This is a genomic window from Saliphagus sp. GCM10025317 (assembly GCF_042663665.1).
Classification (GTDB): domain Archaea; phylum Halobacteriota; class Halobacteria; order Halobacteriales; family Natrialbaceae; genus Natronosalvus.
In genome coordinates this window covers 878,529-892,894 of the sequence record NZ_JBHTAQ010000007.1, presented here as the reverse complement: position 1 = coordinate 892,894, position 14,366 = coordinate 878,529, and the positions used below count along the sequence as shown (strand labels likewise).

Sequence of the window (14,366 nt, the reverse complement as noted above, 5' to 3'; positions counted from 1 at the left end):
AGTTTCCGCGAGCCGACTATAGACCGAGCATCGCGCGTGCCGTCTCGCTCGCCCAGACGTCCGCCCGGTAGATGACGGCCGCAGCGATCAGCAGTTCGCCGGCCGTGACGAGGACGGTCACCAGATCCGCCTGCCGGCTCGTGACGGCGACGCCGACGGGGAGACCGAACTCCCGCTTCCAGACCGGGTAGAACAGGGCGATACCGCGCTTGCTGCCGGCGACGTCGAGCACGTAGTGAGTCAGGATGCCGAGCCAGACCCACTCGAGGTTGCCGAAGTAGAACGGAAAGGCGGCGAACCCCACCAGGATGGGCAGGTTGTGCAGCGTCTTGCGGTGGCGGCCGAACGCCGTGTCCACGTCCGGGAACAGCGCCCCGAGCGTGACGGGCACGCCCACCTCGAGCACCGTCGCGAAGGTCGTCTCGTCCCCGGCTGGCTCGAGGAGGTACGCCAGCCCGATCCCCAGGAGGGCGGCGTTGAGCACGTGTCCTTTCTTGTTCATCGACTCGCCCTGTGTAGCCGAGGGAGAAAAACCTGTCTTCGTGACGGTCAGAGCGGTTAGTGCCGCCTTCGCGTTCGACCGGTTGCGAGCCGCCTCGAGTGGTGCCAGGTGTACCGGTCACCGTTCTCTCAGGTGTTCTCGTTACCGTTCACTCGAGATCCCGCCCATATCACCAGGTGATTCTCCCTTACTATATATAATATATTGAATTAGTATCGAAAGTATAGTGAAATCACGAGGTCGATTCGAACTCGGAGTCGGAGTCGGAGTCGAGCACCGCCTGCAACCGCTCGAGCGCGGTTCGAACCGTCTGCATGCGAACGTCGTGGCGGTCGCCGTCGAACTGGTGGCGCGTCGCCGTCGCGAACGAGGTTTCGGTCCCCCAGGGGCCAGCGTAGGCCACCCCGACGAAGACCGTCCCGACCGGCGTCTCAGCGGTTCCGCCGCTCGGGCCGGCGACGCCCGTGATCGAGAGCCCCCACGTAGCATCCGTGACGTCGCGCACCCCGCGAGCCATCTCGAGGGCCACGGGTTCGGAGACGGCGCCGTGTTCGTCCAATGCCTCCCGGGAGACGCCGAGGTGGCGGCGTTTGGCGTCGTAGGCGTAGACGACGTGGCCGCTGTCGAAGTAGTCGCTAGACCCGGGAACCGCGGTGATCGCGCCCCCGAGGAGACCGCCGGTGCAGGATTCGGCGACGGCGAGGGTGTCACCGCGCTCGCGGAGCCGTTCGCCCACTCCGGAAACGAGGTCGAGCGGCGCTTCGAACTGTACAGCTCCAGACGCCGAATCGGTGCGGGTGGCTGGATCCGTCGGCGACGATTCGGCAGGTCGTTCCGAATCGACGTTAGCGTTGCTCATGTCTTCCCAGATGGGAGCCACTGCCGTGAATAGTGGGGTTGACGAGTCGAGATGAGGGAAGGGGTCGCTCGGGTCCGAACCGGACGGCGACTCGAGCGCTAGACCGTGTCGCGATCCGTGTACGACCAGCGGTTCTCGATTACGCCGTCGGCGTTCAGTTCGTGGAAGTCCGCGAAGCCGAACGAAACGGGTTCGCCGTCCTGGACGCCCGAGAACCGTCCGCGAACGGCTACCCGGTTGCCGTCGTCGTTTCCACCATCGTCACCCTCACCGTCGACGATCACGGCGTCGAGGCTGTGCTCCCCGTCCTCAAGGGGGCGGTCGCGCTCGTAGAAGGTTCGAAGTTCCTCGAGGCCCTCGATCGGATCCTGTCCAGGGCGTTCGTAGGTAATCGTCCCCGAGAAGAGTTCGAGCAGTCCCTCGACGTCGTCGGCGTCGACGCGGTCGTAGTAGCGGCGCACGAGCGCCTCGGGGTCAGTTCCGTCGGGCGTGTCATCCAGCGGAGGCATGGCACATCACACGCACTCGAGGGCAATGGTTCTATGGCATCGGCCCCCGGTCGGAACCGCGTGACGAAAGAATCACCATCTCCGACGGCGCACGAGCGCACATGGAGTACGAAACGCCCCTCTTCTTTCACGTCATGGGCTACGCCGCCGAGGCCGATCGGGACGTCGTCGACATGGTCAGTGGCAACCCCGACTGGGAGCCGCCTGAAGCACTCAGGGACGGCCTCCACGAGTACGCCGACCTCGAGAGCGAGTACTTCCAGTACCCGCCCAGCGAAGGGCTTCGAAGCCTCCGCGAGGAGATCGCAACCCGCCGCGGTGTCGACCTCGAGCAGATCGTCGTCACGAACGGGGCCGGCGAGGCGAACTACCTGGCGATGGCCCGGGCGCTCGAGCGCGACGCGGGGTCCGAGGTGATCCTGACCGATCCCGTCTACTCGTACTACCCGGGCAAGACGACGATGCTCGGCGGCGAGCCCCGCTACGTCGAAGCGGCCGAGGACGGCCAACTCGAGCCCGAAGCGGTCCGCGAGGCGGCGAGCGAGGAGACGGCCGCCATCGTCGTCAACACCCCGAACAACCCCACCGGTGCAGTCTACCCCGAGCCCACGGTTCGCGAACTCGTCGCCATCGCGGAGGAGTACGACGCGATCCTCGTCGCTGACGAGGTGTACGACCACTACGACCTCTCCGGGACGTTCTCGAGCGCGCTCGAGGTCGACTCGGATCACCGGATCGTCACGAACGCGTTCTCGAAGTCCCTGGCGATCACGGGCTTTCGCGTCGGCTACGCCATCTTCCCGCCCCATCTCGTCGACGATGCAAAGAGTCGACACATGCTGGTGAACGTCGCCGGAAGCGCCCCGGCCCAGTACGCCGTCCTCCAGGCGCTCCGAGAGACCGGTCCGGAGTACTACGAGGCCAACCGCGAACTCCTCCGCGAGCGCGTCGACACGTTCACGGCGGCGCTCGAGGAGGCCGGCGCCGAGTACACCCGTCCGGACGGCGCGTTCTACGTGCTGGCCAGGTTCGAGGGGTATCCGGGCACGCTCGAGAACGTCGAGCGCCTGATCGACGAGGCCGGTGTCGCCGGAATGCCGGGGGAGGCCTTCGGCACCGCCCGCGAGGACTGGCTCCGGTTCGCGCTCGTGACGCCGCGACTCGAGGAGGCGGCCGATCGGTTGGCCGAGTACTTCGGCTGATCGCTGCTCCCTGAGCGCTGATCGTTACTCGCTGTTCGCTACTCGAAACTCGCTAATCGCTACTCGACCCGGGCGCTCGCAACCGACGAGTACTCGTGGCTTCGTCCGATAGCCTCGAGCATGAGCGGACTCGATGTCGATCCCGTCGACGAGACCGACGCGGCCGGAGACGAGGACAACACGATCGAAGTGACGCCGACGGAATCGGTCGACGACGGGGCCGACGAGGATGTGGCCGGGGACTCGGACACAGACCGACGGACCATCGACGTCGAGCCATCCGACGAACCCGTCGACGGCCCTGCCTACGTCCTCTACGGCGGAAAAGGCGGCGTCGGCAAGACGACGATGGCCGCCGCGACGGCACTCGACAGCGCGAACCGCGGAACCGCGACGCTCGTCGTCTCGACCGACCCGGCCCACTCCCTCTCGGACACCTTCGAGACCGAGATCGGGACCCGGCCCGAGCGCCTCCGCGAGGACATTCCGCTGTTCGCCGCCGAGATCGACCCCGACGCGGCCTTAGAGGAGGGCCAGGCCGCGTTCATGGCCGAGGGCGGCCCCGACGCGCTGGGCGGCCTCGGCCAGTTCATGGGTGAGGACACGCCGATGGACATGCTCTTCGGGGGAACGATGCCCGGCGCCGACGAGGCCGCCGCGATGCAGACCCTCCTCGAGTACCTCGACGACGATCGGTTCGACCGCGTAGTGGTCGACACGGCACCGACGGGCCACACCCTCCGATTGCTCCAGTTGCCGGAGATCATGGACACCATGATGGGCCGGATCATCAGCTTCCGCCAGCGCGTCGGAAGCATGGTCGACGGCATCAAGGGAATGTTCGGCGGCGCTGGCGAAGCAGGGGAAAACGACCTCCAGGACCTCGAGATCCTCCGGGAGCGCATCGAACGCCTTCGTGCCGTGTTGCAGGACCCCGAGCGAACCGACTTCCGGATCGTCATGGTCCCCGAGGAGATGAGCGTCCTCGAGTCGAAGCGCCTGCGCGCCCAGTTGAACGAGTTCAACATCCCCGTCGGGACAGTCGTCGTCAACCGCGTGATGGAGCCGCTGGCGGAGGTCACCGACGACGTCGAAGGCGAGTTTCTGCAGCCTGACCTCGAGTCCTGTGCCTTCTGCCAGCGCCGCTGGGACGTCCAGCAGAACGCGTTGATGGAGGCCCAGGACCTCTTTCGCGCGACCGACGTGCGGCGAGTGCCGCTGTTCGCCGAGGAGGTCAAGGGCGAGTCGATGCTCGAGGTCGTGGCGGCCTGCTTGCGGTGAGCTCAGGTAACTCCCAGGAGAACCAGTCCGAACCCGACGAGTGTAATCACCACGCCCGACCCTTTCATCACGCGGATTCGGTCGTCTCGCGAGACGCCGGCCGAGGCTGCCGCCCCGACCCCGCGTTCGGCCTGCGTGTCTACCATCCGCGGCGCCATCCGGATCCCGACGACGCCGCTGACCACCAGCGCCGCGCCGATGACGGCGAGGACGTTCATCGATGGTCGGCCTCCGTTCGGGGTGCTTCTCCGGTTGCTACGGATCTCGAGGAGCGAGGGTTTCGTCGAGCGAACATACGTGTCTCGACGGGGCATCTCGAGGGGCAAATGCGTCCCGATATCGAGTACCGTTCGTCGAACGCACGGTCGTCGCGGTGAGTGGACAGACAGCCGAGTGACGAATCGGACGGCCGAGCGGAGGCGCCGACTCGAGCGAGTGCGAACGATGGACGGGCGGACGGAAAAAGCGGGACCCCTAAATACGCGGAGACGAACCCTCCTCTAGAGACACGTGTCATCGCCGCCGTTCCCGCGTCCGATCGAGACGCGCTCGCGGTTCGCCGGATTGCTGGCAGCGACTGCCGTCGGCGTCTACCTCCTGGTGATCGTCGGCGCGACCACGTCGCTGACGGACGCCGTCACCGCGTGCACGTCCTGGCCGGTGTGTGCCCCGCCCACCGACCCGCTGAGCCAGACCGAGCTCGCGATCGCGTGGGGCCACCGCGTCGCCGCCGTCCTCGTCGGCCTCCTCCTGGTCGGTACGACCCTCGTGGCCGCAATCGGCGACGCCACCCGGCGCGTCCGCTACGCCCTATACTCTGCCGTCGCCCTGTACCCGGTCCAGGTCGCCGTCGGCGCGCTCACGGCGACGATGGGACCACAGGTGCTGATCCCCGGATTGCACCTCACCATCGGCGTCGCCATCTTCACGTTCGTCGTCCTCGCTCTCGCGTGGGACCTCGAAGTCACCACCGGCTCGAGCGACGACCGGATGGAGCCGCCGGAACCGATCGATACCGGCGACGCCTCGCCACGACAACTTCCCGACGGCGGACTCGCCAGAGCCCGACTCACCGCCTACGCCTACTTCAAGATGATGAAGCCACGGCTCATGTGGCTGCTCTGTCTGGTCGCCGCCGCCGGCATGGCGCTGGCCGCTGGGCCGGACCTCGAGGCCTCGACCATCGTCGCGACCCTCGGCGGCGGGGTCCTCGCCATCGGCGCCTCGGGGACGTTCAACCACGTCCTCGAGCGCGACATCGACAAGCAGATGTCCAGGACGGCCGACCGGCCGCTGGCGACCGACCTGGTTCCGGTTCGGAACGCCCTGCTGTTCGGGCTGTTCCTCACAGCTGCGTCGATGACGGTCTTCCTGTCGATCAACGCGCTGGCGGCCGCCCTCGGCCTCGTGGCTATCCTCTTTTACAGCGTCGTCTACACGCTGTTGCTCAAGCCGAACACCGTCCAGAACACGGTCATCGGCGGATTCGCCGGTGCGCTTCCGGCACTCATCGGCTGGGCGGCCGTCACCAACGAGATCGGCGTCCCTGCTCTGGCGCTGGCTGGCCTGATCTTCCTCTGGACGCCCGCGCACTTCTACAACCTCGCGCTGGCCTACCAGGACGACTACGCCCGCGGCGGCTTCCCGATGATGCCCGTCGTCCGGGGCGAAACCGTCACGCGAAAGCACATCCTCTACTACATCGGGGCGACACTCGTCGGCGCGGTCGCGCTCGTCTGGCTCACGGACCTCGGCGCGCTCTACTCCGTCACTGTCGTGTGCTTCGGCGGGCTCTTCCTCTGGTTCGCCGTCGACCTTCACTTCGAGCAGACCGAACGGGCCGCGTTCCGCGCGTTCCACGCCTCGAACGCGTTCCTCGGGGCCGTTCTCGTGGCGATCCTGGTCGACGCGCTCGTCGCCGTTGGCGCGTGATCCCAGGGACAGTAACACGGCGTTATCGATCCCGACGCGCTCGAGACGACCGTCCACGCCGAGTCTTCCGGTTTCGTGGCACCTCGAGTCGCCGATAATCCCGGATTAGTCGTCCAGACAGTCGATCGTCGACTCGTGTGGCAGTCACAGCCAGCAGCGCGGACTCTCGAGACCGCGAACCAGCGGCTCGAACAGTCATTCGCCTTTTTTGGCGCTCTGGTCGGAGCCGACTCGAGGACCACCATGAGCGACTCATCACGCGGTTCGATGGACGCGGGAGGCGACGATCGAACAACGCGAACGGCGCGAGGGGACGCGAGCGGCCAGAAGTGGCTCAGCGGGTTCGTCTCGCTGATCGGTCTCTGGATCGCGGTCTCGCCGTTCGTCTACGGGACGGCGGAGACGGCCATCTGGAACAACGTGCTCGTGGGCGCGTCGATCTTCCTGCTCGCCGGCTACAACTACTACCGGATCCAGACGGCTCACCCCTCGAGTACGCCCGCGATGGCACTCGTAACGATCCTGGGACTGTGGCTGCTACTCTCGCCGTTCGTGCTCGCGTACGGGACCGATTCCGGTGGCGCATACTGGAGTACTATCGTCTCGGGTGCCCTGACGGCGCTGCTCGCCGGGTACGTCGCCTACGCCGGGAGTCGTACGCCGACCGCAGCCGGAGTGGACGCGGCCGAAGGTTCCCGGTGACGGTGGCTATCAGCCGAGACGGCCGTGGGTGCAGCTGACAGTGTCTACCGGCCGAGACGGCCGAGGAGCCTCGAGAGAGACCGATCGCACCGAACGCGACCCGGCACCGCGCTCGGACCCAAATCTACATGACCTCGGGCAGCACCGTCTCCGCGTAGAACTCGATCGCGCGCTCCTCCTCGTCGCCGATCTGGTGGACGTAGACGTGGTCAAACCCGGCGTCAACCGCTTCCTCGAGCGAGTCGACGTGCGCGTCGGGGTCGGGGTCGGTCACCGTTGACCCTTCTGCGATGTCCTCCTTCTCGACCATCTGCGTCGCCTGCTCGAAGTGGGCTGGACTCGGAAGCGCCTGGCTCAACTCGCCCGGGAGCGCGCCGTTCGGCCACATTTCGCACACCGTGTCGATCGCCTCCTCCTCGCTGTCGGCGTAGCAGACGTCGAGCTGGGTGTAGGTCGGTCCGTCCCCGTCGGCGTCCTCGTAGGCCTCGATGACCTCCTCCTGCGGGCCGACGGTCCAGAGACCGTCACCCTCCGCGGCTGCCATCCTGGCGGATTTCGGACCGAACGCCGAGACGACGACGTCGGGGTCCTCGTCGGGCACGGTGTAGAGCCTCGCGTCCTCGACCGTGAAGTGCTCCCCGTGGAAACTGATCGGCTCACCCGTCCAGAGTTCGCGCATGACGTGCATCGCCTCGTCGAGCATCTCGAGGCGAACCGAGTGCTCGGGCCAGCGCTCGCCGACGACGTGTTCGTTCAGGTTCTCGCCGGTTCCGACCCCGAAGGTGAACCGGCCGTCGGCCAGCTCCTGGACCGTCGCGACGGCCTGGGCGACGTTGACCGGGTGGATGCGGACGATGGGGCAGGTGACGCCGACGCCGATTTCGATCTCCTCGGTTTCCCGGGCGATCGCCCCGAGCGTGCTCCAGACGAACGGGGACTCGCCCTGGGCGCTAATCCAGGGGTGGAAGTGGTCTGAGATGGAGACGAAGTCGAAGCCGGCCTCCTCGGCGGCGACCGCGAGGTCAACGAGTCGGTCGGGGCCCTGTTCCTCGCTCGAGAGGGTGTACCCAAACTGGGTCATAGTCGCCAATTTCACCGGGACGTGCGTAGTCGCTTCACTTGCAATCGCCACTCGCCGGCGGTGATTGTCTCGAGGGTCGCCAGGACTCGAGCAGCCGATTCGGACGAATTCGGCAATCCGGAGCGGGTCTGGCCCGCAATGTGAATCGCGATAGTGTCGGAACTCGTTCGCGCGAGCGTCATGCTATGGGACGTGGAAATTGAGGACGCTTTGGGACGTGAAAACTGAAGAACGTCGCTCGAGCGCGAGCTACCCCGAGACTCCGCCGAAGGAGAGCCCGCTCTCGATGTAGCGCTGGGCGAACATGTAGACGAAGACGATGGGCGAGGCGTACACCAGTGCGAACGCCGAGAACCGCCCCCACGGCACCGTGTAGGTGTCGACCAGGCTGAACAGCCCGACGGGGAGCGTGTAGTTCTCGGGGCGCAACACCAGCTGGGCGACGATGAACTCCATCCACCCGGTGAGGAAGATGAAGATGAAGATCGTCGCCAGCCCCGGCTTGGCCAGCGGCAGGACGATCTCCCAGGCGACGCGGAACGGGGAGGCTCCGTCCATGATTGCCGCCTCCTCGTAGGAGACCGGGATCGAGTCCATGTACGTCTTCAACAGCCAGGTGTTGAACGGCACGGCCATCGCCGCGTAGTAGACCGCCAGCACGAGTTTGTTGTTGGTGAGCCCGGTGCTCGAGAAGATCGTGTACAGGGCGATCAGCGCCGCGATGCCGAGGCCACCGCCGATCTGGGTGAACAGGATGTAGCCGTAGAGCAGTTTCATCCGGCCGGCGAACTCCCGGCGGGAGAACGCGTAGGCGGCCGGGACGATGAGCGACATGGCGATCACGACGGTGGCGACGCCGATGTACAGGCTGTTCCAGAAGTACCTGGGGAAGTCAGACGTCGTGTCGACGTAGTTGCTCGCGTCGAGGAAGACGATGCGCGGCCACTCGAAGTAGTACACGACGTCGGTGAAGGGAACGGCGATCCGGACGATTGCGCCGGGAATGTACAGGTCGCCGACGACCCAGACGAACGCCTCCGGGCTGAATTCCTTGGGGATCAGGCCCGCGCTGTCGGTGGAGTAAAGCGTGGCCCCGTCTCCCTGCAGGGCGATCATGAGTACCCAGTAGATGGGGATCAACAGCACGAAGACGAAGACGAGTGTTGCGAGCGTCGAGAGGGCGGGAATCAACACGTCCCGCGGCGAGATCGTTCCCCGCTTGACCCCCTCGATCGTGTACTCCACGTCGGCCCGGAATTCGGCCGGTTTGTCGATTGCCGTGCGTACGTCGCGTGCGAGTTTTCGGCGAATGCTTTCGAGCATCGTCATGGTTAGTTCACCCCCTCCGCCAGCTGCCCTTTCCAGACCGCGGCGAGCATGAAGATGCCGATGAAGACGACGGCGGTCATCATGATCGCGGCCCCGGCCCCGTAGGCGTCGAACGTGAACGCTTCACGGTAGCCGTACAGGATGATGAGTTCGTTCGCTCGACCCGGTCCACCCCGGTTGAACACGTAGGGGATCAGGAACTGGGTGAACGACGCCGCAGCGGTCAGGATCGCCGCGAACATCACGGGCCGTTTGATCGACGGCACGGTCACGTTCAGGAACCGGTGAACGAAGCTGGCCCCATCGACCTTCGCGGCGTCGATCAGATCGTCCGGGACAGCCTGGAGCGCGCTCACGGTGATGATGACCATGAAGGGGTACGCCAGCCACATCTCGGTCAGGAGGTACGTCCCGAACGCGAGCCACCGGTCGTTGAACCACGATTTCGGCGCCATGCCGAAGACGGCGATTGCCTGGTTCGCCAGGCCGAACCGAGCCGAGCTGAACACCCCCCTCCAGATAGTGATCGTGAATATCGGTGGCAGAGCCCACGGGATGATGATGATCGACCGGAGATACCGCTTCCCGCGGACACGGTCGCTCGTCACGAGCATCGCGAGGAAGATGCCGAAGGCCACCTTGAGCGTGACGCTTATCGCGACGAACAGCCACGTGATTCCGAGTGAATTCCAGAAGGCGGGGTCGGACAGAACTGACACGTAATTTTCCAGCCCGACGAAGTTCTCCACCCCGCGCAGGCCGAAGAAGCCGATTATTCCGCCGGGGCCGTCCTGGAAGACGGTTGCCGGTTCGGCGTCCGTAAAGGAGAGGTAGATCGTAAACAGGAGCGGGAAGAACATGAACAGCGAGAAGAAAAACAGGCCCGGCAAGACCAGGAACAACGCGCTGTTGTCACTGATCCACTCTCGCATCAACTCCGGTACTACCGCACGGTACCCGTCCCGTGAGCGCGCTCCGACTGAAGAAAGGCTCATTGGTGGTCAGACGTTCAGTTCCAGGCGTCCTGAATTTGACTCTCGGCGTCGGCCATCGCGTCCTCGACGGACTTGTTGCCGTTGAGGGCCTCGAACCACTCGGTCTCGAGTGGCTCCCAGACGGCCTGGAAGTCGGCGGCGGTCGGCATCGGGTTGCCCTGGTTCACGGCCGCGGAGAAGCCCTGCAGGTTGTCGGACAGTGCATCGGATTCCTCGCCGTCGTCCGCGAAGGCGTTGTGGACCGGGATGAACCCGTGTTTGTCCGCCTGTTCGGCGATCAGGCTCGTGTTGGTCGTGTACCACTCCGCGAAGCCGATCGCCGAGTCGGCTCGCTCCTGGTCTTCGTCCATCGCGGCGGCGAAGTAGAACAGCTGGACGCCCGTGAACGGGCTGGGCTCGTTGCCCTCGACCTCGGGCCACGGTGCGATGCCGTAGTCGAGGTCGTTGTCCTCGAAGTTGCCGAGGTTCCACGGACCGGTGATGAGGAACGGCGAGTTGCCCTCGATGAACACCGACTGCTGGGCCTCTCCGCCGGGATCGGCCGGCATGTAGTCCCAGACGTTGTCGATGACGTACTGGAAGCCGGCGATGGTCTCGTCGTTCGTGAGGCCGAGTTCGCCCGACTCCTCGTCGTAGTAGTAGCCGCCGAAGCCGTGTGGGAACGCGCTGACGTGGTAAGCGTCCATCGGCCAGGTGAACCCGTAGGTGTTGTCCTCGGGAGCGTGGTGCTCCTCGGCAATCTCGAGCACTTCCTCGAACGTTTCGGGCGCCTCGTCGACGTACTCCTTGTTGTAGACGAGGGCGACGGTTTCGGCCGCGAAGGGCAGGCCGAGGGTCGCGCCGTCGTAGCGCGCCGAGTTCGCGTTCTCCCCGAAGTACTCCTCGGGATCGATGTTGATGTTGTCGCTCTGGTCGCTCAGGAAGCCGTTTTCGTAGTACTTCCCGACCCAGTCGTGGGCCCAGACGAACAGTTCGGGGCCGTCGCCGGCGGGGATCGACGCCGTCGTTTGATCCTCGAGTTCCGACACCGCGTTCGGGCTGATCGTGATGTCGTAGCTGCCGTTGAACTCCTCGACGTACGAGGTGAAGGAGTCCTGTTCGCCTTCGCTGAGGTCGTGCCAGAGTTCGGCCTCGCCGGAGACGCCCTCGGGTTCGACGGTCGGCCAGTCTTCGTCCTCCTCGTAGTCTCCGTTGCCGTTCCCGTTGCCGTTTCCATTGCCGTCCCCGTTGCCGTCCCCGTTCCCATCGCCGTTGCCGCTGGGATCTTCGGTACTGATACATCCTGCCAGGGCGCCTGCCGCCGAGGCACCCGCGAGGTACTTCACCAGCGTCCTCCTATCCATTGTCATGGTGAATACGTGATGAATTATGACTTCACCTATTTAGTCCTTTGGATGCGGATGCCAACCACACCCGTGGTCACGGCGCGTCCCGATTCGGTCGGAGGAACACGGTCGCCGTGTCGAGGTCCCAAACGGTCTCCTCGAGGCTGACGGCAATGACACGCATCGGTGACGGTGCATCGTCCTTCACGAGCGAGAACCGCCCGTCCGTGACCGCTTTCGTCTCGACTCTTGCATCCGTCTGCGCGACGACGTAGTCGCCATCGGTGGTACCCGACACCGTCTCGCCATCGGCCTCGAGTTCGAGCGTCGGGGTCGCCGAGTCCCTCGAGGTGCGACCACGACCTCGTTCGCGGAAGAAGTCCGCGACTATTTCGGGCGTCTCGACCGGGCGACCGGCGTCGATCGAGTGAGCGAGCCGAACGTACTGGGCGCAACTCCAGGCTAGAGGCGTCGCAGCCGCCGTTCCGCTGCCGAACGTCCAGCCGAACTCGGTCGGGGCTTCGCTGTCCCAGACCTGTTCTGGAAGCATTCGGCCGCTGTTGGCGAAGCCGGTCATCGTCTCCAGGAGGGCCGTCGGCTCGAGGTCGGCGTCGGTCTCGTCGGCGAGCAGTTCGTACTCGCCACGTTCGCCCGTGAAGATGGGCCACAGTCGCCCCTTGCCCGCGTGGGTGAGCGACCAGGGTGCGCCCGCGCCGTCCGGTCCGTCGGCGGTCTGTTCGCCGTAGCCGTCTCCGTTGTAGCGGTACCACGCGGCGCCGTGGGGCGTGTCGACGCGGATCGTTTCGTCGACGACGGCGAGCGAGTTGCGGACGACCTCGTCGTCCCAGGGGAGGATTCCCAACCGAACGAGCTCGAGAAAGCCCGCGTCGACGATGTCGCGCTCGTCGAGCGTCGGGCCGCCGTTGGCGAGGGTCCGCTCGTTCGCTTCGTCGGGTCGCCCGTCCGCGCTCACGCGAACGTAGTAGGGCGCGTCGTGCTCGTCGGTTCCCGAGTCCGTGGCGCACCACTCCTCGACGCCGCGCGACCAATCGTCGGCGACCGCGAGGTAGCGGATGGCGTCTTCGTCCGCGCCCGCGCGGTCGGCGAACCAGGCCGCACAGACGAGTCCCGCGATTTCGGCAGCGATCGTGCTCGGGGAGTAGCCCGCCTCCTCCTCCCAGCGTTCCTGTTCGCTGTCGGGCCCGCTTCGCAGGATATACTCCGCGATGGTCCGCATGTCGTCGTAGTCGTAGCTCGCCGACTCGAGCCCGTGGCCGTGGCGGTTCGCGAGCTGGTAGGCCATCACGATCGGGAACGAAATGTTGTCCAGTTGCTCGCCACCCCATCGCGTAGTCCCCTCGAGGTAGGTGTTCTGCGGGAGGAAGCCGTCGTCCTCGAGCTGGTAGCGAAAGAGGTACGCCGTGGCGTCGATCGCGCTCTCGACGTCACCCATCGCCTCGAAGGCGGTCGAGACCTGATAGAGGTCGCGCGACCAGACGAAGTTGTAGCCGTAGTCCGCCGCTTCGGTGGCCTCGACACCGGTTCCCCAGGGGACCGAGGGTGAGGCGAGGCCCGCCCCGACGAACGTCTTGTCCTCGACGGCCTTGAGAGTCATCGCCGCGAAGTCGTACTGGACGCGTCGGTCCGGATCGTCGGCGACGCTCTCGGGGACGTCGAGGTCGCCGAGATACGACCGCCAGGAGTCGACGTAGTCCTCGCGAATCGTCTCGAAGCCGCGCTCGAGCGCTCGCGTCGCTTCCGCTCGTGCCGCGTCCACGTCCGCGTCGGTCGCGAATCCGAGTGCGACCTCGGTCTCGAGGGCAGAAACATCCGTCCCGACGCGAGCGCCGAGCGAGACGATTCCCTCGCCCGAAGCCGCGGCCCCGTCGTCCCCCTCGAGCGGTTCCGCCCCGTTCTCGCCGCCCTCCCTGACCGCCGCCCAGTCGAAGCCGTCCGCGGCCTCGAGTGCTAGCGCAACGCGGTAGGGCTCGCCGTCCTGGTCGTGGATGACGGTCGACCCGCCGCCGGTGTCGGAGGCGACGAGTCCGTAGTCGCCGGTCTTGCCTCGGCGTTCGGCGCGGGTGTGGACGCCTCGTGCGGATGGCGTCGGCTGGCCGACGACGTAGACGTCGTACTCAGTGGGTGCGTCGCCCGCGTCGAAGGCGAGCGAACAGCACAGCGCCTCGTTCTCGGTATCGACGGCAGTCTCGACGGTCAGCGTCCAGTCGTGGCCCGCCGCCGTCTCACGAAACCGGTGCTCGTAGACGAGTGCGTCGTCGGCCGTTGGTGTCACGGTGCGCTCGAGCGAATCGCTCGCACGCTGGGCCGGTCGACTCGTTCGCGCCACGTAGCCGTCGCCGTCGGTCACGACGAACGACAGCGTTCGCAGGTTCATCACGTCCACGCGCGGGAATCGCGGTTCGGTGATCGCTCCGTCGGTCAGAGTACACCAGACACGCGTTGGATCGTCGGCGTCGTAGTCGTGGGGCGTCTCGAGCCCGTACGTTTCGCCGCTCGCCCAGTTCACGGCGGGGAATCGATTCGAGTCGTCGTGGGTCGAATTCGGTGTCGTCATGGGTATCTCAATGCTGACTGCTCGCGTGCGCGTTGTCGGACGATGGACGACCTACCCGCGGCCGCTCTCGAGGA

Annotated in this window: 13 protein-coding genes; 4 read left to right on the top strand and 9 right to left on the bottom strand. The window is 65.9% G+C overall.

The window, feature by feature from the left end; genetic code table 11:
* Positions 1 to 16: 16 nt before the first annotated feature.
* From ACFQS4_RS18965 to ACFQS4_RS18955, 3 genes are all read right to left on the bottom strand, one after another.
* Positions 17 to 502 (bottom strand): metal-dependent hydrolase, encoded by a 486-nt coding sequence (locus ACFQS4_RS18965; RefSeq protein WP_254158077.1) that lies wholly within the window; start codon positions 500 to 502, stop codon positions 17 to 19.
* Positions 503 to 734: 232 nt separating this feature from the next.
* Positions 735 to 1,361, bottom strand: coding sequence for a CinA family protein (locus tag ACFQS4_RS18960; protein WP_500195434.1), 627 nt, complete (start codon positions 1,359 to 1,361; stop codon positions 735 to 737).
* Positions 1,362 to 1,459: 98 nt separating this feature from the next.
* Positions 1,460 to 1,870, bottom strand: a complete 411-nt coding sequence (locus ACFQS4_RS18955; protein WP_500195432.1) for a nuclear transport factor 2 family protein — start codon at positions 1,868 to 1,870, stop codon at positions 1,460 to 1,462.
* A 101-nt stretch (positions 1,871 to 1,971) separates the two neighbouring features.
* Between ACFQS4_RS18955 and ACFQS4_RS18950 the strand changes: the two genes are divergently transcribed.
* Both ACFQS4_RS18950 and ACFQS4_RS18945 read left to right on the top strand, forming a co-directional pair.
* Positions 1,972 to 3,072 (top strand): pyridoxal phosphate-dependent aminotransferase, encoded by a 1,101-nt coding sequence (locus ACFQS4_RS18950; RefSeq protein WP_500195430.1) that lies wholly within the window; start codon positions 1,972 to 1,974, stop codon positions 3,070 to 3,072.
* Positions 3,073 to 3,192: 120 nt separating this feature from the next.
* On the top strand, positions 3,193 to 4,353 hold the full coding sequence (locus tag ACFQS4_RS18945; protein WP_500195428.1) for an ArsA family ATPase: 1,161 nt from the start codon (positions 3,193 to 3,195) through the stop codon (positions 4,351 to 4,353).
* 2 nt (positions 4,354 to 4,355) lie between these two features.
* Here the strand turns inward: ACFQS4_RS18945 and ACFQS4_RS18940 are convergent, their stop codons facing one another.
* Positions 4,356 to 4,571 (bottom strand): hypothetical protein, encoded by a 216-nt coding sequence (locus ACFQS4_RS18940; protein ID WP_500195426.1) that lies wholly within the window; start codon positions 4,569 to 4,571, stop codon positions 4,356 to 4,358.
* Between the two features lie 292 nt (positions 4,572 to 4,863).
* Between ACFQS4_RS18940 and ACFQS4_RS18935 the strand changes: the two genes are divergently transcribed.
* Both ACFQS4_RS18935 and ACFQS4_RS18930 read left to right on the top strand, forming a co-directional pair.
* Entirely contained in the window at positions 4,864 to 6,285 is a 1,422-nt protein-coding gene (locus ACFQS4_RS18935) for a heme o synthase (protein ID WP_500195424.1), read from the top strand.
* 243 nt (positions 6,286 to 6,528) lie between these two features.
* Positions 6,529 to 6,987: an SPW repeat protein gene (locus tag ACFQS4_RS18930; protein ID WP_500195423.1), complete on the top strand. Its 459-nt coding sequence runs from the start codon at positions 6,529 to 6,531 to the stop codon at positions 6,985 to 6,987.
* A 124-nt stretch (positions 6,988 to 7,111) separates the two neighbouring features.
* Here the strand turns inward: ACFQS4_RS18930 and ACFQS4_RS18925 are convergent, their stop codons facing one another.
* The 5 genes from ACFQS4_RS18925 to ACFQS4_RS18905 all read right to left on the bottom strand — a co-directional run bounded on the left by ACFQS4_RS18925 (position 7,112) and on the right by ACFQS4_RS18905 (position 14,292).
* Positions 7,112 to 8,068 carry a TIGR03557 family F420-dependent LLM class oxidoreductase gene (locus tag ACFQS4_RS18925; protein WP_500195421.1) on the bottom strand — a complete coding sequence of 319 codons (957 nt, stop codon included), beginning with the start codon at positions 8,066 to 8,068 and terminating at the stop codon, positions 7,112 to 7,114.
* 249 nt (positions 8,069 to 8,317) lie between these two features.
* Positions 8,318 to 9,397 carry a sugar ABC transporter permease gene (locus tag ACFQS4_RS18920; RefSeq protein ID WP_500195419.1) on the bottom strand — a complete coding sequence of 360 codons (1,080 nt, stop codon included), beginning with the start codon at positions 9,395 to 9,397 and terminating at the stop codon, positions 8,318 to 8,320.
* Positions 9,398 to 9,399: 2 nt separating this feature from the next.
* Positions 9,400 to 10,329, bottom strand: a complete 930-nt coding sequence (locus ACFQS4_RS18915; protein ID WP_500195416.1) for a carbohydrate ABC transporter permease — start codon at positions 10,327 to 10,329, stop codon at positions 9,400 to 9,402.
* A gap of 77 nt (positions 10,330 to 10,406) precedes the next feature.
* On the bottom strand, positions 10,407 to 11,741 hold the full coding sequence (locus ACFQS4_RS18910) for an extracellular solute-binding protein (RefSeq protein ID WP_500195414.1): 1,335 nt from the start codon (positions 11,739 to 11,741) through the stop codon (positions 10,407 to 10,409).
* 70 nt (positions 11,742 to 11,811) lie between these two features.
* Complete coding sequence (locus ACFQS4_RS18905; RefSeq protein ID WP_500195412.1) at positions 11,812 to 14,292, bottom strand: glycoside hydrolase family 15 protein; 2,481 nt, start codon at positions 14,290 to 14,292, stop codon at positions 11,812 to 11,814.
* Positions 14,293 to 14,366: the final 74 nt, after the last annotated feature.